A 21,231-nucleotide genomic window follows, 5' to 3' on the forward strand; every position below is an offset into this window, starting at 1 on the left:
CACCGGGGCCGTTCCCCGGTCCGCCCGGCTTCCTCAGATTCTGCGCGATCTTGCCGACCTTCTGGGTTTGTGGAGGACCGTCGGAGTGCACGCGTCGGGACCGTGAGTGGCCTCGCCCTGCTCACCGGCGCGACAGCCCTGGTCGCCGCCGCTGGCGGTCATCGATCATTTTTCGCGACCCTGCTGCTCGGGCTGCTCGCCGGCGGGATGGCGCACGCCCTCGTCGTGGAGATCCAGCGCCAGGCCCGGCGCGGAGCCCGCGCCTGGGGCCGGCACGACAGCGTCAACGCGATCCTGCTCGCCTGCTGGGCGGTGAGCGCCGTAGCGCTGACCACAGCCGACTCCCTGCCGGTGCGGATCCTCGGCTGCGTGCTCGCACCCGGCTACGCCGCGGCCGGCGCCTATTTCGTGGTGGAGCGCCTGCGCACCCTGGCGGCAGCATCCGCAGTCGCCGCAGACCCCGCCGGCACAGCACCTGCATCCGGCGCTGCGGCACCCTCCCGGCCCGCGGAGGGCTTTGGCGCGGCACCTTCCCGGCCCGCGGAGGGCTTTGGCGCGGCACCTTCCCGGCCCGCGGAGAGCTTTGGCGCGGCACCTTCCCGGCCCGCGGAGAGCTTTGGCGCGGCAGCCATGCCGGCGGCGGCGTCCGGGGTCGAGCCGGTCCTGCCCGCACCTGCCGCCGGCGAATCCACGGTGGACCCCGCGACGGCCGCGTGATCCGACGGGGTGGGCAGGACCACCATCAGGGGTGGCACCGGCACGCCGTTCGTCTCGATGGGCAGTTCGGGGACCGGTAGCCAATCCACACCGAGCGGCTCCGGCCCGAATCCGTCGTCCTCGCCGGCACGTGGCTCCCCGTCGGCGACCGTCACCGTGAAGACCGACGTCATGCCCGAGGGGTAGGGCATCTCGAGCACGTAGCGGGCGTCACCGACCACCAGGCCGGTCTCCTCGAAGACCTCGCGGCGCACCGCCTCCTCGGCCGTCTCACCGGGGCGCAGCCCGCCGCCCGGCAGGGTCCACCACTCGCCGCCGCCGGAACGACGGCTGCGCTCGTGCACCATCAGCACCCGGCCATCCCGGACGATCACGGCAGCTGCACGTTGTCGTTGGCTCACGAATCGCAGGCTAACCGCAGCGACCGCGGTGTGCAGGAGTGATTCATTCCTCTGTGGATGACGTCAGCCATCGAAGAACTCACAAATGCGCCTCTACTGCTTCGGAACGGTGACCAGCAGATATGTCCGCTCGACGAGCACCTGCCGGGTGAGCTGGATGCCGGTGCGGTCGGCGAGGAACGCCAATGCCGGTCCAGTGGGTTCCGTCACGTCCGTACCCCCGATGAGGCCGGCGTCCCGCATCGCGGGCACGAACTCGCCGGGCCGGTCGCCGCCCCAGCGTTCCGGGTTGCGTGAGTCGAAGTCGAGGAGCACCTGCTCGTCGCGGAGCACGAGGAGCCGTCCACGCCGGGTGTCGTCGCTGCGGTAGGCGAGGACGCTGCGTCCGGCCGACAGCGGCCGCACGATGTCGCGGGTGACGCCGAGACCGCCGTTGTCCTCGACGATGACCGTCCAGTCGCCGAGCCGGGCCAGCCCGACGAAGAACCGCCGCGACGCGTCGACCTCTCCGTTCCCGGGCCCGACCAGCTGCTGCCATGCGACCCGTTCCAGTTCGGTGCCCCCGAGCTGTTCCAACACCTGGTTCGGCGTGAGTCCCTGCACCAGCGTGAAGCAGAAGCCGGCCGCCAGATCCTGGTCCCGCAGCGGCCACGACAGGTCGGCGGCCGGATCGACGGACGACGTGACCTCCGGCACAGCGACCCCCGGTGATCCACAACTGCCCACCCCGAGAAGGGCCAACCCTAGAACAAGTGCGGAACGCCGATTCACCGAGCCAGTAGATCAAAGCCGCGCCACCCCCGGCCCCCGGCCCGCTCACAAGCCCGCTGAGCCCTCAACACCCACCAGCCACGGGTCCTGAGGGGGGAAGCGCGGACGCGGCCCGCACAGGCGGCGTCCGCCGGTCGCGTCACCGCCAGGTGAGGCCCAGCGGCAGGTCCCTCAGCAGAATCGGGTTGACCTCCGCGACATTGTTGTAGTGGAACCACATCTGGAGACCGCTGACGACATGATCGGGTGCTTCTGATCGTCAGTCATCAGGAAGTATTCGTCGGAGTCTTTGGAACTGGCGATATGGACGTCGGCCGACAAGGGCGCGCCCTTGCTGATCTCCAGGATGTCGGCCCGCTGCTTGATCAAGTCAAAGCTGCGGAACAGGATGTGGAACGCCGCATCATGCGGGAGATGTCGCCGGTGACCCGACGGATCGATCAGGTACAGCTCGTCCATCACGATGCCGTCCGTGTCGGTGATGAGCGAGCAGGCGAGAGCGGGACGCGGCGCCGGCAGGCCGGGCGCCGCCGACGCCACAGCCGGAACCAGGCCACCGTTTCGAGATCTGGCTGACCGAGGTCGCCCACATCGGCAATTCTCTGCGGCGCCATAGCCACACGGATCACCATCGCGCGGGCTTGAAAAACAACTCGGCCGCTGGCAGCCACGCGCGACCATCAGTGAGATGGTCGCAACAGGATGGGCTTGAAAGTGGAGCCCAGGGGACTTGAACCCCTAACCCCCGCCTTGCAAAGGCGGTGCTCTGCCAGTTGAGCTAGGGCCCCGCTCGCTTCGTCAGCGAAGATCGGGAGCGGTGGTCGCCTCGTGCCACAGAGCCCGCTCGTCGCTGGACTCCCTGACCTTCTTCACCACCAGGAAGGTCGCGCCAGCAACACCAGCAATGATCAGGAGCTTCTTCAGCACGAAGACTTTCCCCTCACTAGTGACGGACCAGCCAAGTACATACCAAGTACCAAGTAACCAACCGCAACCAAGCAAAGCCCAGCCGCAGCCATGCAACGAAGCGCGAGCATCCCGTCCACCGCAGCCCCCGCAACGCGGGGCGTCCGGGGGCTCGGCCCCCGGAGCAGACATGACGCAATGCCCCGGCCCGCGTTTTCTGCGGGCAGAGGCATGCGCATTGCGTGGGGCTAGCTGGAATCGAACCAGCGACCTCAGAGTTATCAGCTCTGCGCTCTAACCGACTGAGCTATAGCCCCCTCAACTGCGGACTGAACATTACCGCACCGGGTTGCGAGCCTCCAAAGCGGGGGTGGCTCACAACCCGGTGCGAATGTCAGTCCCGTTCGGCGAGAGTCAGCTCGACGCCGCCGACGAGGTCGGCACAGACGTTGTAGATGAACGCGCCGAGAGTGGCCAGGGCGGTGAAGAGCACCACGTTGACCGCTCCGATCAGCATCGACGTGCCGATCACGCCCCAGGCGGTGATCCGGAAGGACTCACCGGTGCTGGCCTCCGCGCCGCCGCTGGCGGTGACGAGGTCCTTGAGGCTGTTGTTGACCGAGCTCCACACGCCCATGGTGTCCAGGGCGAGGTAGAGCACCGAGGTCGCGACCACGACGACGATGAAGAGCACGATCGAGACGGCGAACGCGAACTTCATCACCGACCAGGGGTCGATCCGCTTGAGGTTCAGCCGGGCCCGGCGGGGTCCGCGTGCCGCGGCCGAGGAGACCGTGGAACGGGCGGAACGCACCGCCTCGGAGACACGGGCGGCACCGACCGCTGCCGATCCGGCGGCGGCCGGCGGACCGGAGCGCTGCTTGGCGGCGGTGTTCGGCGCGGCCGCCGACTGGGCCGCGGCGGGCCCTCCGGCGGGACGCTGCGGGCCGGTCTGGCCCTGGCTCGGGGTCTGGCTGCCGCCGGTGCTGGAACGTCCCTGTGTGGTCGTCCCGGGCGCTGCCCCCTTGCCCTTGGTGACGACGGGCACGGCGGCCGATCCCTTCACCGCGGACGGACCGCCGGGCCGCTTGGTGTCGGCCTGGCCGTCCGCGGCCGCTGCCGGCTCACCCGGTGGCGGGGCCATGCCCGGCGCCCGGGTGAACTTCGGCGGGGACGGCGCATCGGCGGGGACAGCGGCGCGCCCTGCGGTCTCGCGCCCGTTCGCTGCGGCTGCGTCCTTTTTCGCCGCATCGTCCGGAGTCGCTGAGCTCCCCGGGCCCCCCGACTTCGCCTGTGTCTCCGGCATCAACTAGTCCTGTTCGTCAGGCTCGTCGGCATTGCGAGCAAGCGCCACGATGGTTACACCTTCAGGGAGGTCCATCAGCTTGACCCCCATTGTGTTCCGATCCCTCGTCCGCCGTACAGGCTTCACGGGAGTCCGGATGACACCACCATTGCTGGTGATGGCAAACAGTTCATCCTCCGGGCTGATCACCAGAGCACCGACAAGTCCACCACGACGCTCCGTGATCTTGGCGGTCAGCACCCCCTTGCCGCCGCGGCCCTGCACGGGATACTCCTCGATCGGCGTGCGCTTCGCATACCCACCGTCAGTGGCGACCAACACATCCATGCCCTCGCGCACCACTTCCATCGCGAGCAGCTCGTCGTTGTCACTGAAGCGCATGCCGATCACACCGGAGGTCGCGCGGCCCATCGGACGCAGTGCCTCGTCGGTCGCGTTGAAGCGGATGGCCTGCGCCTTCTTGGAGACCAGCAACAGGTCGTCCTCGGAAGCCGCCAGCGCCGCGCCCACCAATTCGTCATCCTCCCGCAGGTTGATGGCGATGATGCCACCGCTGCGGTTGGAGTCAAATTCCTCCAGGCGCGTCTTCTTCACGAGACCATTCTTAGTGGCGAGCACAAGGTATGGCGCGACCTGGTAGTTCGGGATCTGGATGACCTGGGCGATCTGCTCGTCCGGCTGGAAAGCCAGCAGGTTCGCGACGTGCTGACCCTTGGCCACGCGCATCGCTTCGGGAAGTTCGTACGCCTTTGCCCGGTACACCCGACCCTTGTTCGTGAAGAACAGGATCCAGTCGTGGGTCGAGATGACGAAGAAGTGCGAAACGATGTCGTCCTGACGCAAGGTTGCGCCGCTCACGCCCTTGCCGCCGCGCTTCTGGGACCGGTACATGTCGGTCTTCGTGCGCTTGGCATAACCGGTTCGTGTGATGGTCACCACAACGTCCTCGCGCGCGATGAGGTCCTCCATGGAGACCTCGCCGTCGAACGGGATGATCTGGGTGCGCCGGTCGTCGCCGAACTTCTGCACGATCTCGCCGAGTTCCTCGGAGATGATCGACCGCTGCCGCTCCGGCCGGGCGAGGATGTCCTGGAGGTCGGCGATCTCAATCTCGATCTTGACGAGCTCGTCCACGATCCGCTGCCGCTCCAGGGCGGCCAGGCGGCGCAGCTGCATGTCGAGGATCGCGGTGGCCTGCACCTCGTCGACGTCGAGCAGCTGCATCAGGCCCTGACGCGACTCCTCCACAGTGGGCGAGCGCCGGATCAGGGCGATCACCTCGTCGAGCATGTCGAGCGCCTTGGCCAGACCACGCAGGATGTGCGCGCGCTCCTCGGCCTTGCGCAAGCGGTACGCCGTACGCCTGCGGATGACCTCGATCTGGTGCTCGACGTAGTAGCGGATGAACTGCGCCAGGTTCAGCGTGCGGGGCACGCCGTCGACGAGCGCCAGCATGTTGGCGCCGAACGTCTCCTGGAGCTGAGTGTGCTTGTAAAGGTTGTTCAGCACGACCTTGGCGACCGCGTCGCGCTTGAGCACCAGGATCAGGCGCATACCGGTACGCCCGGAGGACTCGTCCCGGATGTCCGCGATGCCGGTGAGCTTGCCCTCCTTGACCAGCTCGGCGATCCGCTCGGCCAGGTTGTCCGGGTTCACCTGGTACGGCAACTCGGTCACCACGAGGCACGGCCGGCCGCGCGGGTCCTCCTCGACCTCGACGACCGCGCGCATCCGGATCGTGCCGCGACCGGTGCGGTACGCGTCCTGGATCGCCTGCTGGCCGACGATCAGGCCGTACGTCGGGAAGTCGGGGCCCTTGACCAGCTCGAGCAGCGCCTCGAGGGTGGTGGCCTCGTCGACCTCCGGGTTGTCCAGGCACCACTGGACGGCCGAGGCGATCTCCCGCAGGTTGTGCGGCGGGATCTTCGTGGCCATGCCGACCGCGATGCCCTCGGAACCGTTGACCAGCAGGTTCGGGAACCGGGCCGGCAGGATCGTCGGTTCCTTGGTGCGCCCGTCGTAGTTGTCCTGCATGTCGACGGAGTCCTCGTCGATGTCCCGCAGCATCTCCATGGCGAGCGGCGAGAGCTTCGACTCGGTGTACCGCATGGCTGCCGGCGGGTCGTTACCGGGCGAGCCGAAGTTGCCGTTGCCGTCGATCAGCGGGTACCTCAGGGACCACCGCTGCCCCATCCGGACCAGGGCGTCGTAGATCGACGAGTCACCGTGCGGGTGGTAGTTGCCCATCACGTCGCCGACGACGCGCGCGCACTTGACGTAGCCGCGGTCAGGCCGGAAACCGGCGTCGTACATCGCGTAAAGGATCTTGCGGTGCACCGGCTTGAGGCCGTCGCGGACGTCGGGGAGCGCCCGGCCGACGATGACGCTCATGGCGTAGTCGAGGTACGAACGCTGCATCTCGACCTCGAGGCCGACGGGCTCGACCCGCTGGGTCACACCACCGCCGGCATCGTCCTGGATCTCGTCGCCGTCCGGGGGCTCGGGAGTGTCAGTCACTGTTAACCCTTACTCAAGGTGATACCAGGCAAGTGCGGCCAAAACCGGCAAAATGCTGTGGATAACTTTGTGGAAAGTACCCGTACGCTGTGGATACGGCTCAGATGTCGAGGAACCGAACGTCCTTGGCGTTGCGCTGGATGAACGACCGGCGGGCCTCCACGTCCTCACCCATCAGCACGCTGAACAACTCGTCCGCGACGGCCGCGTCGTCGAGTGTGACCTGACGCAGGGTCCGGGTGTCCGGGTCCATCGTGGTGTCCCAGAGCTCCTGGAAGTTCATCTCGCCGAGACCCTTGAACCGCTGGATGTCGTCCGGCTTGGCGTTCGCCTTCTTCTGCTGGCGCAGCGCGATCAGGCCGTCTCGCTCGCGGTCCGAGTACGCGTACTGCGCGTCGTCACCACGCTTGTTCCACTTGATCTTGTAGAGCGGCGGCGACGCCAGGTAGACGTGGCCCTGCTCCACCAGCGGCCGCATGAAGCGGAACAGCAGCGTCAGCAGCAGCGTCTGGATGTGCTGGCCGTCGACGTCGGCGTCGGCCATCAGGATGATCTTGTGGTACCGCAGCTTCGAGATGTCGAACTCGTCGTGGATGCCGGTGCCCATCGCCGTGATCAGCGCCTGGACCTCGTTGTTCTTCAGCACCCGGTCGATCCGGGCCTTCTCCACGTTCAGGATCTTGCCGCGGATTGGCAGGATCGCCTGGATGCGGCTCTCCCGGCCGGACTTCGCCGAACCACCGGCCGAGTCACCCTCGACGATGAACAGCTCGGTCTCGCGCGGGTCGGTGGACTGGCAGTCGGCCAGCTTGCCCGGCATCGAACCGGACTCCAGCAGCGACTTGCGACGGGCCAGCTTGCGGGCCTGCTGCGCGGCGATCCGGGCGCGAGCCGCCTGGTCCGCCTTCGTGATGATCAGCTTGGCGTCCGCCGGGTTCCGGTCGAACCAGTCGGCGAGCTGCTCGTTCGCCACCTTCTGCACGAAGCTCTTCATGTCGGTGTTGCCGAGCTTCGTCTTGGTCTGGCCCTCGAACTGCGGCTCCCGCAGGGTCACCGAGATGATCGCGGCGAGGCCCTCGCGAATGTCCTCACCGGACAGCTTCTGGTCCGCCTTGAGGAACTTCTTCTCGATGCCGTACCGGTTGACGATGCTGGTCAGCGCGGCACGGAAACCCTCTTCGTGCGTGCCGCCCTCGTGGGTGTTGATGCGGTTCGCGAACGTGTAGACCGACTCGCCGTACGACTCGTTCCACTGCATCGCGATCTCGACGCCCATGCCGGCGTCGTTGTCCTCGGTGCCGAACTCGATCACCGACTTGTGGATCGGGCTCTTCGTCGCGTTCAGGTGGCGGACGAAGTCGGCGATGCCGCCCGCGTACATGAAGCTGACCTTACGAGGCTCGCCCTCGTCCTCCAGCGACTCGGACCGCTCATCGGTGAAGTTGATGGTCAGCCCACGGTTCAGGAACGCCATCTCCTGGAGCCGGCGGTAGATCGTCTGGAAGTCGAACTCGACCGTCTCGAAGACGTCCGGGTCCGGCCAGAACTGCACGGTCGAACCGGTCTTGTCGGTCGGCTCGCCCTTGTCCAGCGGGCCCGGCACGGAGTGGTCGTACTTCTGGCGCCAGACGGAGCCGACCTTGTGGATCTCGACAGCCATCTTGCGGGAGAGCGCGTTGACGACGGAGACACCGACACCGTGCAGACCGCCGGAGACCTTGTAGGCCTGGCCGTCGAACTTGCCACCCGCGTGCAGGACGGTCAGCGCGACCTCGACGCCCGGCTTCTTCAGCTTCGGGTGCAGGTCGACCGGGAAACCACGGCCGTTGTCGGTGACCGAGACCCCGCCGTCGGCGAACAGAACGACGTCGATGGTGTCGCAGTAGCCGGCCAGAGCCTCGTCGACCGCGTTGTCCACAACCTCCCAGACGAGGTGGTGCAGGCCGCGCTCACCGGTCGAACCGATGTACATACCGGGACGCTTGCGAACTGCCTCGAGGCCCTCGAGCACGGTGATCGACTCAGCACCGTACTCCTGCTTGTTCTCTGACACCCTCGGCCACTTTCTCGCTGCGGACCCATCGGCCCCGCAGCGGGGTTGGCGGGCGCCTGGCAGCAGCCGGCCACGCACGTGTGGCACCGGGGACGACACCCGCGGGGAGAGGCGGACCACCGGTGGAACCGTGCGCGCCGGTCGCCGCGGACGGCCCGCGGATCGTGATCGGCTGAGAAAACCGCGTAGCGTGACGATGGTGTAGGCCCGCCGCCGCCGTGCACAGTTTTCCCGGTCGCTGTCGATTCTACTCCGCCGAAGCGAGTTGGCGAGGGTGCGGCACCCCTTCCGGGTGCCTGAGAGTCCCGTAGCGCGATTTGGGTCGCTACCCACGTGTTCCCCTACACGCAACTACCGCCCACCGCAATGGCAACTGATACGGCTGTCTCGCCGGCCGGGCGCGCCTGCCGGGTCCGACCGGCACTCACTGCGACACTGCTCGACAGCGGCACGGGGTGGTGTCGTAACCTCGCCCGCGCGGGCCGGTGACACCGGACGGCCGCATGACACAGTCCGAGGAGGGGTGGCCCCGATGGCTCACGACAAGGGCCTGGACAACGTCGCCGTGCACTGGCCGCGGACCAATCAGTACTACGACCCGGTGGCGCCGGCCGAGTTCGTCGACTTCGGGACGATCGCCGACCGCCCCGAGATCGCGGCACCCACCGGCGCGCTGGCTCTGCACATCGCGAAGACCGGCACGGTACGCGCGACCGCGTACACCGAGCTCGTCGATCTTCTGCTGGGTCTGGAAGGCGTGCTCTACGCGACCGACGCGGCCGCCGAGGACGAGGACCCGGTGATCGACCCGGACGGCTGCGCCTGGATCGCCGGCGGCCTGGAACGCTTCGTCGAGGGCCACGACCAGTTCGGCGACCTGGTCACCTTCGACTCGGTGGCCGCGGTCATGCGCACCGCGATCGCCGGTGGACGCCTCGCCGACCAGCAGCTGCGCTGGCTCGAACACCGCCTCACCGCGCTGCGCGACGACGCCGGCAACGCCCCGCACTGGAGTTTCGCCCGCACCGAGCTCGCCGTCCTGGCCGGCTTCTACCGCCGCTGCGCCGAACGCGGTTTCGCCGTCTTCGCCGACTACTGACCCGCCGCCTTTGCCGTCTTCTGAACCGCCGCCTTTGCCAGCCTCTGACCCGCCGTCTTTCGGCGGCTTCTGAACCGCCGCCTTACGCCGGCTTCGGACGCCGTCTTCGCCGGCTTTCGACGTGGCGTCCCCGCCGGCTATCGACCCAGCCGGCGGGTCTTCGGCTGGCGGAGCACCGGCGTCAACGCGGCCGACACGATCAGGACGACCACGCCCGTCGCAACCCAGAACACCTGCGTACGGTCGGACGCCGCGCGCTCCACCCGGGCACTCTGCGTGGGCGACGCGACGAGCAGCTCGTTGCCGCTGCACAGCGACGTGGTGCCGGCCACGGCGTGCACCCGGTAGCGCCCGCCCTCGTGGAAGCGGTATCCACAGGCCGCCTCGGTGTCCGATGTGGTCAGCGTCACCTCGGCGCCCGCCGATCCCTTGACCACGGCTTCGACGGCGAAGCGGACGTGCTCCACACCCTTGCCCCGCGACACCGATCGCACCACGCCGTCGAACGCGAGTTCCGCATCCGCGAGCCCGGCCTTGCAGGAACACGCCCAGGCCGGGCTCGCGACAACCGGTGTCAGCCCGATCACCAGGAGCAACAGAACAAGCAGCCGTCGTACGATCATGTCTGTTCCGACGCTCCGAGCCGCCAGAAGGTTGCACCCCGCACCGGATTCCGGTCGATGCCCTGCCCGGTTCACCGGGCGGCCACGGTGCTCAGCCGGAGGGGTGTCCCGATGGTCTTGTCAAGCAGCGAGTACGGGCTCTATCGCCGTTTTGTGCTGGTAGAGGTCGACTTCGGAGCGGGCCCAAGATGCCGACGCGGCGGCAGGCGCGGCGTGTTGTTGCTTGCCCCGGCTCTGTCGCGGTCTCTGGATGGTTGAGCCGCGGTCGGCGGATGGAGGCGCCGCAGTCGGCTGCGGTGGGTCTGCGCCGCGGTGTTGATCTGCTAGCGCTACGAAATCGCTGTGATCATGGGGTTAAGACCGCGATTTCGTAGCGTTAGCAGATCAACATCTCGACACCGGCGGCGTGGTCGGCGCCACCGGGGCCAAACGCGGGAACTGCGTGTGCGGGGCAGCATCGGCTGGCCCGCGATCGGTTTCGGGCAGCCGCGGTGCTCAGCCGGGGCCGGCCCAGCCACGGGGCTCAGCCGGAAGCCGGGTCCGCCACGGGGCTCAGCCGGGGGCCGGGTCCGCCATGGTGCTCAGCCGAGGAGGGCGGGGCCGGGCGCGGTGCTCGGCCGGGGCGGGCCGAGCGCGGTGCTCGGCCGAGGCGGGTCGGAGGCTTCAGCCGTAGGTGTCGCGCGGGCCCCGGCCCTGCACCCGGCGCGGGCCCCGGCTCCAGGACGGCGCCGCCGGGCCGTGGATGTTGAGTTTGGTGACCACGTTGTGGCCCACTTCGCCGGCGATCTGCCGCAACAGCGTGGCGGCGAGCATGCGCAGCTGGGTGGCCCAGGCCGTCGACTCGGCCTCGACGGTCAGGACGCCGGCCTCGAGTTTCACCGGGCGGCTGTGCGCGGCGATGTCTGGGCCCACCACCTTCTCCCAGGAACCGAAGACGGTGGCTTCGGCCTTGGGTTTCTCCCAGCCGCGGGCCTTCATCAGCCGTTGCAGCATGTCACCGAAGAGCTGCGGGTCGCGCGGATCAGGCCCCGGACCGGAGTAGCCGCGCAGTCGCCGCTCACCACTCCCGCCCTTGGCCCGTTTCCGCGGCTGCCGGGCGGATTCGCGGCGATGGGCCAGGGCCGCGTCGAGCACCGCCCGCGCCAGCTCCGGCCCCGCCAAAGCATCAGCGTCAGCCACGGCGGCACCTCCGTCCGGCACGGCAGCGTCCGCACCGTCCGACGCCGCGGCACCCACACCGGGCGGCACCGCGGCACCCACACCGGGCGGCTTTGGCGCATCCGCGCGCGCGGCGGCACCGGCCCGGGCAGGACCACCCGAAGCCGCACCGAACGGACCGGACCCGCCACGAAGGGCCTGGTCAGAGGCCCTTCCGCGACTGTCCACAGGCTTGCCCCCAGGCACGTTGCGACCACCGCGACGGCCCTCGGCCGCGGAGTTGTCCACAGGCTGTGTATTGCCCGTACTCGTGCGGTCCTGTCCGGATCGTCCACCGGCCCGCCACTCCGGGGTGGCCGCCCAGCGATCGGCCGGACGTCGCCCATCACTCTCAGCGGGCGCTGTCCGGCCCGGATCACGCGCACCCTGCCCCGGGGCACCCCAGAGATCCCCGAGCGCCTCACCGAAGAGCTGAGGGGGCTCGTAGGGCACGTCCGGCTCGTCGACGGTCCATTCCTCCTCGGGCCAGCCCTGCTCGGCCCAGGATGACCGATCGTGATCAGTCGGCACGGGTCACCGTCCCTGAGGTCACGTCGTACCGGGCACCGTGCAGGGATGCCGGGACGTCCTCGGGGACCGCGCAGGTCACCAGCAGTTGGGACGCGTCCGAGACGAGGCCGGCCAGGCGTTCGCGGCGGCCCGCGTCGAGTTCGGCGAAGACGTCGTCCAGGATCAGGACCGGCTCGATGCCGTCCGATCGCAGCAGGTCGTAGGCGGCCAGTCGCAGCGCCAGCGCGAACGACCAGGACTCGCCGTGGCTCGCGTAGCCCTTCGCCGGCAGCTCGCCCAGGCTCAGCGAGAGGTCGTCGCGGTGCGGGCCGACCAGGGTGGTGCCCCGTTCGATCTCGGCGGTCCGACGCTCCTCCAGCGAGGCGAGCAGAGCCTCCCGCAGGGCCTCGCGGTCCGCGGTCAGGGCGTCGCCGAGCCGCGCGGCATAGGTGATCGAGGCCGATGCGCGGCCGGCTGCCACGGCGTCGTACGCCTTCGTCAGGTGCGGCCCCAGCGCGGCTGCCAGTTCGAGCCGGCCGGCCAGCAGTTCGGCACCGTGATGCGCCAGGTGCTGGTCCCAGACCGCAAGCGTGGACAGGTCCTGACCGCGCGACCCGCCGACCTTGCGGGTCAGATAGGCGGTACGCAGCAGAGCGTTGCGCTGCTTCACCACCCGGTCGTAGTCGGCGCGCACCCCGGCGAACCGCGGCTGGCGGGCGACGAGCAGGTCGTCGAGGTAACGCCGCCGCTCGGACGGGTCGCCGCGGACGAGTTCCAGGTCCTCCGGGGCGAACAGCACCATGCGCAGCGCACCGAGCACCTCGCGGGGGCGGCGCACCGGCGAACGGTTCAGGCGGGCCCGGTTCGCCCGGCCCGGCACGATCTCCAGCTCGACGAGAAGCTCGCGCCCGTCGTGCACGACCGCGCACCGGATCACCGCCGAGGTCGCGCCGGCCCGGACCAATGGGGCGTCCGTGGCCACCCGGTGACTGTCCAGGGTGGCCACGTAGCCGAGTGCTTCGATCAGGTTCGTCTTGCCCATGCCGTTCTGCCCGACCAGCACGGACACGCCGGGGTCGAGATCAACGGCCACCCGCTCGTACGAGCGGAAGTCGGTGAGCTCGACCCGGCGTACGTGCATGGATCAGCGCTTGACGGCGTGGCCGCCGAACTGCTGGCGCAGCGCGGCGACGGCCTTCATCGCGGGAGAGTCGTCCTGACGCGACTCGAAGCGCGTGAAGATCGACGCGGCCAGGACGTGCGCGGGCACGGCGAGCCGGACCGCCTCGTCCACGGTCCAGCGACCCTCACCGGTGTCCTCGACGTAGCCCTTGAGGTTGGCCAGCGTCGGGTCCTCGTCGAGTGCCCGGTCGAGCAGGTCGAGCAGCCACGACTTGACGACGCTGCCCTCACGCCAGCTCTTGATGACCGCCGGCACGTTGTCGACAAGCTCGGACGCCAGCAGGATCTCGTAACCCTCGCCGTACGCCTGCATCATGCCGTACTCGATGCCGTTGTGGATCATCTTGGCGTAGTGGCCGGCGCCGTGCGTGCCGGCGTGTGCGAAGCCGAACTCACCGGCCGGCTTGAGCGCGTCGAAGATCGGCCGGCAGTGCGCCACCTGCTCGGCGTCGCCGCCGACCATCAGCGCGTACCCGTTGGTGATGCCCCAGACGCCGCCGGAGACACCGACATCCAGGTAGTGGATGCCCTTCTCCTTCAGCCGGGCCGCCCGCGGGCCGTCGTCGGTGAACTTCGAGTTTCCGCCGTCGATGACGATGTCGCCCGGGGAGAGCAGCTCTCCGAGCGCGTCGATGGTGTCTTCAGTGATCTTGCCGGCCGGCACCATGGTCCAGACCACACGGGGACCCGACAGCTTCTCGACCATCTCGGCCAGGCTGGCGACGTCGCGCTTGTCCGCGTTGTGGTCGAATCCGACGACCTCGTGCCCCGCGGCACGCAGTCGTTCTCGCATGTTGCCACCCATTCGGCCGAGACCGATCAGGCCGAGTTGCATGGTCTTCCCCCTAGAAGTGCGAATGTTCCTCGCCCAGTATCAGCGCGTTACCCGGATCGGCATGATCAGATAGCGGTAACCCGGGATGATTTCGCCACTTTCGCCCGCGGGGGAGATCACAGCGGGCTTGAACGCGTCGACGAACGACAGCAGGGCGGTCGGTGCGCCGAGGTTCTGCAAACCGTCGATCAGGTATTGCGGGTTGAAGCCGATCGTCAGCGGCTCACCGGTGAAGGTGGCCTCCATCGCCTCGCTGGCCCGCGCCTCCTCGGTCCCACCGGCCTCGACCACCAGACCGTCCTCGCTGAAGCTCAGCAGCACCGGGGTGGTGCGCTCGGCGACGAGCGCGACGCGACGGACCACCTCGACCAGCGACGAGACGGCCACCCGGGCCTCCGCGTTGTGCGCCGCCGGGAAGAGCGAGCGGACCGGCGGGTAGTTGGCCCCGTCCAGCAAACGGCTCGTGGTGCGGCGGGTGCCACCGGCGAAACCGATCATGCCCTCGCCGGCACTGCCCTGCGCCAGGGCCAGGTTGACCGAGCCACCGAGCGGACCGAGCGCCTTGGCCGTGTCGTTCAGGGTCTTCGCCGGGACCAGAGCGTTGATGCTGATCTCGGGGTCGTCCGGGTTCCACTCGATCTCGCGCATGGCGAGCCGGTAGCGGTCCGTCGCGAGCATCGCCATCGACGAGCCGTTCAGCTCGATCCGCACACCGGTCATCATCGGCAGGGTCTCGTCCCGGCCGGCTGCGATGGCCACCTGGGAAACCGCTGAGGCGAACGTGGCGGCGTCGACGGTGCCGGTGCTGGACGGCATCTCCGGAAGGGCCGGATAGTCCTCCACCGGCATCGTGGGGAGGGTGAAACGGGCACTGCCGCAGACGAGCTCCAGGTGCGCACCGACGGCGGCGATGTCCACCGGCTTGCCGGGCAGTGCCTTGGTGATCTCAGCGAGCAGGCGGCCGGAGACCAGAGCCGCGCCGTCCGCGTCGGCCTGCACCTCGACACTCACCTGGCTCGAGACCTCGTAGTCGAACCCCGAGACCTGCAGCCGCCCGTCGGTGACCCGCAGCAGGACGCCGGCGAGCACCGGAACCGACGGACGGCTCGGCAGGCTCTTGGCTGTCCAGGCCACGGCGTCGGCAAGTGCGTCTCGCTCCACCCGGAACTTCATGCTGTCCTCCGCGATGCTTCCTCGAACGGGGGCGTCGACCCCACTGAACTCTATGGCTCCGGCGGTGCCGGCGTGCGCCCGACCCTCGGTGCTGCGCAGTCGAGCCGGGGCGTCGAGGAGCCGCAACGGGCTCATCCACACCATCCACAACGCTGATGATTGTTTTTTGTTCTCTATTAAAGAGATAACTAGTCGTCTTCATCGGTGCTGTGCATACTGTGGAGAACTCGAGTTTCCGCTGGTCACAGGGTTATCCACCGGTGACTCACAGGTGGATAACCAGGGTATAAACCCCCGTCTGCGTCCACAGCCTCGATCGTGGCGGGCGTTGTCCACCGCTGTCCACAGGCTATCCACCGGTTATCCACCGGATTTATCCCCCGCCCTGTGCATAACGTCGGGACGCTTCAGCCCCGTCGTCCCCAGAACCTTCAACAGGATATCCACAGGCATCCACAGGCTGTGGGCAAAGATGTAACTCCTTGTGTCTGTCCACATCGATTTCCCCAGTCTCTGTCCACATCTGTGGGTTTCACTGTCGGGCTCTGTCCACCGGTTGGGGACAAAGCCTGTGGACGCCTGTGGATTAGTGTGGATAACGTTGGCACGAAACCGATCCGTTCCGACGTTGACAAGTAGCCGTTTTCCGTCCTCGCTTTAAGGGTCTTGTAAGCGTCGATTCCTGCGCTGAGCTGCGATGATCTGGGTATAACCTGTGGACGAGCCGGTGCATAACTCGACCCGTTTTGGAGTAGTCGCAGGTTAAGTGCCTGTGGGTATGTGGCCACAGTGGTTGCACAGCCTGTGGGTAACCGAATTCGGCCGTCCCGCGGTGCCGAAGCGGATCCGGCCGACGGCGGGAGACTTCCCGTTGATCTCGGCAGCCTGTGGACAACTTGTGCCCGTACCCCGGTGATTGGCCCTTTTGGCTGTTCAGGGCCTGTGCACAAACTCGGCTCCCGGTGCGTTCCAGCTGTGGACATGCCGAAGAGGCGCCCGGTGGGTCAGCGCCTGTGTGTGCCGGTACGGCGAGGGTGGATCAGGTGTTCTGCTTGATCCGGTTGGTCAGCTCGGCGATCTGGTTGTAGAGCGAGCGCCGCTCCGCCATGTGCTGCCGGATCTTGCGGTCGGCGTGCATGACCGTGGTGTGGTCGCGGCCGCCGAAGGCCTGCCCGATACGGGGCAGGGAGAGATCGGTGAGTTCGCGGCAGAGGTACATGGCCACCTGGCGCGCGTTGACCAGGACCCGGCTGCGCGAATGGCCCCGCAGGTCCTCCAGGGAGACGCCGAAGTAGTCCGCGGTGGAGACCATGATCTGGTCGGCGGTGATCTCCGGGCCGGCGCCGTCCGGCATGAAGTCGCGCAGGACCTCCTCGGCCAGCGAGAGCTGAACCGGTGACCGGGTGAGGCTGGCGAACGCGGTGACCCGGATCAGGGCGCCCTCGAGCTCACGGATCGAGTTGGAGACGCGCGAGGCGATGAACTCCAGCACGTCGTCCGGTGCGTACATCCGTTCCTGCGCGGCCTTCTTCTGCAGGATCGCGATGCGCGTCTCGAGGTCGGGCGGCTGGATGTCGGCGAGCAGGCCCCACTCGAAGCGGGTCCGCATCCGGTCCTCGAGGGTGGCCAGCTGGCGCGGCGAGCGGTCCGAGCTGATCACGATCTGCTTGTTCGCGTTGTGGAGCGTGTTGAAGGTGTGGAAGAACTCCTCCTGCGTCCGCTCGCGGTTCTCCAGGAACTGGATGTCGTCGATCAGCAGGATGTCGACGTCGCGGTACCGGCGCTGGAACGCCTGCGTCTTGTCGTCCCGCAGGCTGTTGATGAAATCGTTGGTGAACTCCTCGGTCGACACGTAGCGCACCGAGCGGGCGTGGCCCAGGGTGGTGGCGTAATGACCGATGGCGTGCAGGAGGTGCGTCTTGCCGAGTCCGGAGCTGCCGTAGATGAACAGCGGGTTGTACGCCTTCGCCGGCGACTCGGCGACGGCGACCGCGGCGGCGTGCGCGAAGCGGTTGGACGAGCCGATGACGAACGTCTCGAACATGTACTTCGGGTTGAGCCGGTTGCCGTCGTTGCCGCCGGGGCGGGGTGAGGCGCCGGGACCACGCAGGTCCAGCGGCGGGCGGCCGGGGCCGTTGTCGCCGCGGGTCGGCATCGCGTCGTCGCGGCGGTCCGGGCCGGCCATGCCGGGGCGCTCGTCCGGGCGGCGCTGGTTGTCACGCAGGTGTGCCGGGTCGGCCGCCATCCGGTGGACGTTGGAGTCGTTCGGCGACGGCGGCTCCGGCGCCTTCTCCGCCGGGCGGGCCGGCGGGCGGTTCATCGGCGGCTGCGGCATCTGCGGCGGCAGCGGGTCGGCGAAGAGCGCCTCCTGGCCGTCGCGCGCGGTGGGCACGCTGCGGGAGTGCTGTGCGGATCCGGTGGGGTACGGCTCCTGCGGGTACGCCGGTTCCGATGCGCGTTGCTGTCCCGGATAACCCGGAAGCTCCGGCTGATAGGGGCCGGCGTCGTTGTAGCGCGGGGGTTCGGCATAGTGCCGGGGCTGCGGCTCCATCGGTGGCTGCGCGGCCTCCAGCGGAGTGCCGTAGACGGTGCCGGGCATGCCCGACCCGTCCTCCGGCGGGCGCACGGTGACCGCGACCTGTATCGGCCGGCTCAGCCGGCGGGTGAGGGCCTCGGTGATCGCCGCGCGAAGCCGGGATTCGATGACATCACGGGTGTACGTGTCCGGAACTGATAGGAGAGCAGTGTCCTCGACTATCGCCCGGAGCCGGACTAGCTGAAGGTAGGCGCGCTGCTGCGGTGAGGCGATCTCGTCGGACAACTCGCCCAGAGTTGCCTTCCAGACCTCACCAAGGTCGACCTGATCGGCCACCGCCGCGCCACCCCCATCGCCACCGACCCCCGGTGGACCTTGTGTCCGGCCTTTCCGCCTGTGCCCGTCGGCGCCCGTGCAGGCGCCCGTCGGCCCCCCAACCCAGCACAGCTGTCGTGCTGAACACGCACGGCGCCACCGACTATCCACAGGTTATCCACAACCTGTGGCATTGCCAGTGACCGCTCCCGGCCGGATTGGTCGGCAGATTTACCGGAGCCTGTAGTGGCGCGGGCTGAAAACAGGCTCACCGTGGCGAACGATCCACCTGCTTGTCCGGTTTTGGCCGCCGCTTCGCGGTGTGCGAACGGCCGATGAGACCAGCAACCGCGCACGCTAACAGCGGTGACACACGGACTACAACCGCCGACCTGACCGCACACCGCCCGTGCGCGGGAAAAGATTCACTTTGTGCGCGGAAAGACCTGACACCTGTGTTTCTGCCGGACCCGTCGGCGTGCCGGACAAGGATATGGTTGACCGTCGGAGAGCCTCTCCGTAGGGTTGGGCGGTTGCTCCGCCGCACTCTGCTAAAGTGGCGTCTTGCAGCGGATGCCCCCTGGACTAAAGCACGAAGACGGAGTTTTCACGTGAGCAAGCGCACCTACCAGCCGAACAATCGCCGGCGTGCCAAGACCCACGGCTTCCGGCTGCGCATGCGCACCCGTGCCGGTCGCGCCATTCTCTCTGCCCGCCGTGGCAAGGGCCGTGACAAGCTGTCGGCCTGATCCGACACTTGGTCCGGCCAGGATGCCCAGGTAGTCGTGCTAGCCGCAGCGCAACGACTGCGGCGTAGTACGGACTTCGCCGCAGCGATTCGTGGTGGCCGTCGAGCCGGTCGCGGAACCCTGGTCGTTCACCTGCTTGTCGATGAGCCGGCGTTCGCCTCACAGGCGCGCGCCGGCTTCGTCGTATCCAAAGCGGTGGGCAACGCGGTGGTCCGCAACAAGGTCCGCCGCCGGCTGCGTCACCTGGTCCGGCCACTGCTCGCCGAACTCCCCGAGGGTGCTTCCCTGGTGGTCCGGGCGTTGCCGCCGGCCGCCGGTGCGACACAGGCGATCCTTGCCGCCGATCTGGAGGGTGCCGTCGCCGCCGCCCGCCGACCCCGGCGGCCGCGATGAGCGTCGCCGCCCGGCTCCTGACCGCAGCCGTCGTCGCGTACCGTCGATACTTGAGTCCGGTGCTGCCGGCACGCTGTCGGTTCTATCCCTCATGCAGCGCGTACGCCCAGGAGGCACTGGTGCGGCACGGTGCGCTCAAAGGGACGGGCCTCGCAGTCTGGCGGCTCCTGCGCTGCCACCCTTTCCACCCTGGCGGGTACGACCCGGTGCCTGAGCGGATCCGTCACCGTCCTGCCGATGTGACTGGAGCTTAGATTGAGTCTCGACTGGATCTACAACGCCATCTCGTGGATCCTCCTGCGCTGGCATGCCCTGTGGGACGCCATCGGCGTACCGGACGGCCGTGTGCTCGGCACCAACTGGGCCTGGATCCTGGCGATCATCTTCCTGGTCGTGACGCTGCGGATCATCCTGTTCCCCGTCTTCGTGAAGCAGATCAAGAGCCAGCGCGCGATGCAGGCGCTGCAGCCGAAGGTCAAGGCGCTTCAGGAGAAGCACAAGGGTGACCGGGAGACGCTCCAGAAAGAGATGATGGAGCTGTACCGGACGGAGAAGGCCAACCCGCTCATGGGCTGCCTTCCGATGTTCCTGCAGATCCCCGTCTTCTTCGGCCTCTTCCACGTGCTCCAGCACCTGGACCCGAGCATCTCGGAGAAGTACAAGCTGCTGTACGGCTGGTCGCTGGAGCAGTTCGACAGCGCCGCCAACGCGCACCTGTTCAACGCGCCGATCAGTGCCAAGTTCGGTTCCAGCGCCGCCGAGCTCGCCGCGGTCGACGCTGACGGCACCACCGTGAAGATTCTGGCCGGCATCCTGGTCCTGATCATGATGGGGACGACGTTCCTCACCAGCCGGCAGATGATCCTCAAGACCGGCTGGGCCGAGGACCCGCAGCAGAAGATGATCCAGCGGCTGATGCTGTACGGCATCCCGTTCTCGCTGCTCATCTCCGGCGCGCTGTTCCCGATCGGTGTCGTCATCTACTGGGTCACCAACAACCTGTTCACCCTGGCGCAGCAGCAGTGGGTGCTCCGGAAGTTCCCGCCGATCCAGATGAACAACGGCAAGAACACCTCGTCGGCCCGGCCGGCCTCCTCCGGCGCGCGTGCCGGCATCAAGAGCCCGGTGCAGCCGGCCCGCGCCGGGGGCCTCTTCGGCCGCAAGCCCGCCCCCGAGCCGGTCGTCCCGGCCGTGGACACCAAGGCGCTGGCCCCGAAGCCCGGTGCCAAACCGGTGAATCCGAAGAAGGGCACCCGGCCGGCGAACAAACCCAAGGGATGATCGCAGCTCAGGCCCGGACCGGGCCTGAGCGCTCCCCTCGGCAGCCACAGACCTCCCCGCGAAGCGGGAAACATCGGACACAACGGAGATGAGACCGTGACCGACACCAGCACTCCCCCTTCCGCCGAGCCGGCCGAGGCCGTCGCTGAGCAGAGCACATCTGCTGAGCCCACGGAGGCGAAGAAGTCGGAGAGCGTCGCCTCGGACAGCGACCTGTTCCGCCAGAGCGAGATCGCGGCGGACTACGTCGAGGGTCTGCTGGACATCCTCGACTACGACGGCGACATCGACGAGCTGGTCTCGGCCGGCCGCCCGATGGTCGAGGTGGTCGGTGGCCGGCTGCAGCCGCTCGTCGGCCAGCGCGGCGCCACACTCGAAGCCCTCCAGGAGCTCACCCGCCTGGCGATCTTCCGGGCCACCGGTTCCCCGAGCCGGCTGCTGCTCGACATCGGCGGCTACCGCGCGGCCCGCCGCAAGGAACTGGCCGCCGTCGCCCGCAACGCGGTCGAGAAGGTCAAGGAGCACGGCGACCCGGTCCGCCTGGAGCCGATGTCGGCCTTCGAGCGCAAGTGCGTGCACGACGTCGTCAACGCGCTCCCGGGTGTGCAGAGCGAGTCCGAGGGCGTCGAGCCCAACCGTCGCATCGTGGTGCGCGCGGCGGACTGAC

The 21,231-nt window shown here is 68.3% G+C and carries 19 protein-coding genes, 2 tRNA genes and 1 pseudogene; 7 read left to right on the forward strand and 15 right to left on the reverse strand.

Annotated elements, in window-relative coordinates; genetic code table 11:
• Window positions 1-102 precede the first annotated feature (102 nt).
• Complete coding sequence (locus LPA41_RS43145; RefSeq protein ID WP_229076542.1) at window positions 103-717, forward strand: hypothetical protein; 615 nt, start codon at window positions 103-105, stop codon at window positions 715-717.
• 119 nt (window positions 718-836) lie between these two features.
• Here LPA41_RS43145 and LPA41_RS43150 read toward each other — a convergent pair.
• The 9 genes and pseudogenes from LPA41_RS43150 to gyrB form a co-directional block, all read right to left on the reverse strand.
• Window positions 837-1,064: pseudogene (locus LPA41_RS43150) on the reverse strand (NUDIX hydrolase); the annotation flags it as partial.
• Between the two features lie 147 nt (window positions 1,065-1,211).
• Window positions 1,212-1,814 carry a DUF6461 domain-containing protein gene (locus tag LPA41_RS38975; protein ID WP_229076522.1) on the reverse strand — a complete coding sequence of 201 codons (603 nt, stop codon included), beginning with the start codon at window positions 1,812-1,814 and terminating at the stop codon, window positions 1,212-1,214.
• 246 nt (window positions 1,815-2,060) lie between these two features.
• Window positions 2,061-2,429: a hypothetical protein gene (locus LPA41_RS38980; protein ID WP_229076523.1), complete on the reverse strand. Its 369-nt coding sequence runs from the start codon at window positions 2,427-2,429 to the stop codon at window positions 2,061-2,063.
• A gap of 175 nt (window positions 2,430-2,604) precedes the next feature.
• Window positions 2,605-2,677, reverse strand: a tRNA-Ala gene (locus tag LPA41_RS38985).
• Window positions 2,678-2,687: 10 nt separating this feature from the next.
• Window positions 2,688-2,816 carry a DLW-39 family protein gene (locus tag LPA41_RS38990; protein ID WP_229076524.1) on the reverse strand — a complete coding sequence of 43 codons (129 nt, stop codon included), beginning with the start codon at window positions 2,814-2,816 and terminating at the stop codon, window positions 2,688-2,690.
• 222 nt (window positions 2,817-3,038) lie between these two features.
• Window positions 3,039-3,112, reverse strand: a tRNA-Ile gene (locus LPA41_RS38995).
• A gap of 77 nt (window positions 3,113-3,189) precedes the next feature.
• Window positions 3,190-4,101: a DUF3566 domain-containing protein gene (locus LPA41_RS39000; RefSeq protein WP_229076525.1), complete on the reverse strand. Its 912-nt coding sequence runs from the start codon at window positions 4,099-4,101 to the stop codon at window positions 3,190-3,192.
• Window positions 4,102-4,104: 3 nt separating this feature from the next.
• Entirely contained in the window at window positions 4,105-6,618 is a 2,514-nt protein-coding gene (gyrA, locus tag LPA41_RS39005) for a DNA gyrase subunit A (RefSeq protein WP_374238273.1), read from the reverse strand.
• Window positions 6,619-6,718: 100 nt separating this feature from the next.
• Window positions 6,719-8,671, reverse strand: a complete 1,953-nt coding sequence (gene gyrB / locus LPA41_RS39010; protein WP_229076526.1) for a DNA topoisomerase (ATP-hydrolyzing) subunit B — start codon at window positions 8,669-8,671, stop codon at window positions 6,719-6,721.
• Window positions 8,672-9,203: 532 nt separating this feature from the next.
• Between gyrB and LPA41_RS39015 the strand changes: the two genes are divergently transcribed.
• Window positions 9,204-9,770 carry a hypothetical protein gene (locus LPA41_RS39015; protein WP_229076527.1) on the forward strand — a complete coding sequence of 189 codons (567 nt, stop codon included), beginning with the start codon at window positions 9,204-9,206 and terminating at the stop codon, window positions 9,768-9,770.
• Window positions 9,771-9,907: 137 nt separating this feature from the next.
• Here the strand turns inward: LPA41_RS39015 and LPA41_RS39020 are convergent, their stop codons facing one another.
• The 6 genes from LPA41_RS39020 to dnaA form a co-directional block, all read right to left on the reverse strand.
• On the reverse strand, window positions 9,908-10,393 hold the full coding sequence (locus LPA41_RS39020) for a hypothetical protein (protein ID WP_229076528.1): 486 nt from the start codon (window positions 10,391-10,393) through the stop codon (window positions 9,908-9,910).
• A 663-nt stretch (window positions 10,394-11,056) separates the two neighbouring features.
• Window positions 11,057-11,572: a DUF721 domain-containing protein gene (locus LPA41_RS39025; RefSeq protein WP_374238274.1), complete on the reverse strand. Its 516-nt coding sequence runs from the start codon at window positions 11,570-11,572 to the stop codon at window positions 11,057-11,059.
• A gap of 538 nt (window positions 11,573-12,110) precedes the next feature.
• Complete coding sequence (gene recF, locus LPA41_RS39030) at window positions 12,111-13,241, reverse strand: DNA replication/repair protein RecF (protein ID WP_229076529.1); 1,131 nt, start codon at window positions 13,239-13,241, stop codon at window positions 12,111-12,113.
• Window positions 13,242-13,244: 3 nt separating this feature from the next.
• On the reverse strand, window positions 13,245-14,141 hold the full coding sequence (gene gnd / locus LPA41_RS39035; protein ID WP_308036670.1) for a phosphogluconate dehydrogenase (NAD(+)-dependent, decarboxylating): 897 nt from the start codon (window positions 14,139-14,141) through the stop codon (window positions 13,245-13,247).
• Window positions 14,142-14,156: 15 nt separating this feature from the next.
• On the reverse strand, window positions 14,157-15,290 hold the full coding sequence (dnaN, locus tag LPA41_RS39040) for a DNA polymerase III subunit beta (protein ID WP_229076540.1): 1,134 nt from the start codon (window positions 15,288-15,290) through the stop codon (window positions 14,157-14,159).
• A gap of 1,039 nt (window positions 15,291-16,329) precedes the next feature.
• Complete coding sequence (dnaA, locus tag LPA41_RS39045) at window positions 16,330-18,162, reverse strand: chromosomal replication initiator protein DnaA (RefSeq protein ID WP_229076531.1); 1,833 nt, start codon at window positions 18,160-18,162, stop codon at window positions 16,330-16,332.
• A gap of 590 nt (window positions 18,163-18,752) precedes the next feature.
• Between dnaA and rpmH the strand changes: the two genes are divergently transcribed.
• The 5 genes from rpmH to LPA41_RS39070 all read left to right on the forward strand — a co-directional run bounded on the left by rpmH (window position 18,753) and on the right by LPA41_RS39070 (window position 21,230).
• Complete coding sequence (gene rpmH / locus LPA41_RS39050) at window positions 18,753-18,890, forward strand: 50S ribosomal protein L34 (protein WP_014695313.1); 138 nt, start codon at window positions 18,753-18,755, stop codon at window positions 18,888-18,890.
• A gap of 36 nt (window positions 18,891-18,926) precedes the next feature.
• Complete coding sequence (rnpA, locus tag LPA41_RS39055) at window positions 18,927-19,283, forward strand: ribonuclease P protein component (RefSeq protein WP_229076532.1); 357 nt, start codon at window positions 18,927-18,929, stop codon at window positions 19,281-19,283.
• Window positions 19,280-19,537, forward strand: a complete 258-nt coding sequence (gene yidD, locus LPA41_RS39060) for a membrane protein insertion efficiency factor YidD (protein WP_229076533.1) — start codon at window positions 19,280-19,282, stop codon at window positions 19,535-19,537. Before rnpA ends, yidD begins: the two co-directional genes overlap by 4 nt.
• Window position 19,538: 1 nt before the next feature.
• Window positions 19,539-20,564 (forward strand): membrane protein insertase YidC, encoded by a 1,026-nt coding sequence (yidC, locus tag LPA41_RS39065; protein WP_229076534.1) that lies wholly within the window; start codon window positions 19,539-19,541, stop codon window positions 20,562-20,564.
• Window positions 20,565-20,660: 96 nt separating this feature from the next.
• Entirely contained in the window at window positions 20,661-21,230 is a 570-nt protein-coding gene (locus tag LPA41_RS39070) for a R3H domain-containing nucleic acid-binding protein (RefSeq protein WP_229076535.1), read from the forward strand.
• Window position 21,231 lies beyond the last annotated feature (1 nt).

The sequence above is a fragment of the Actinoplanes sp. DH11 genome (assembly GCF_020873875.1).
Classification (GTDB): Bacteria; Actinomycetota; Actinomycetes; order Mycobacteriales; family Micromonosporaceae; genus Actinoplanes.

What these genes read in the sequence shown, in the direction of transcription:
- LPA41_RS39020 (WP_229076528.1), bottom strand. Translation starts at nt 10,393, where the DNA reads ATGATCGTACGACGGCTGCTTGTTCTGTTGCTCCTGGTGATCGGGCTG.
- LPA41_RS39015 (WP_229076527.1), top strand. Translation starts at nt 9,204, where the DNA reads ATGGCTCACGACAAGGGCCTGGACAACGTCGCCGTGCACTGGCCGCGG.
- yidD (WP_229076533.1), top strand. Translation starts at nt 19,280, where the DNA reads ATGAGCGTCGCCGCCCGGCTCCTGACCGCAGCCGTCGTCGCGTACCGT.
- dnaN (WP_229076540.1), bottom strand. Translation starts at nt 15,290, where the DNA reads ATGAAGTTCCGGGTGGAGCGAGACGCACTTGCCGACGCCGTGGCCTGG.
- LPA41_RS39000 (WP_229076525.1), bottom strand. Translation starts at nt 4,101, where the DNA reads ATGCCGGAGACACAGGCGAAGTCGGGGGGCCCGGGGAGCTCAGCGACT.
- recF (WP_229076529.1), bottom strand. Translation starts at nt 13,241, where the DNA reads ATGCACGTACGCCGGGTCGAGCTCACCGACTTCCGCTCGTACGAGCGG.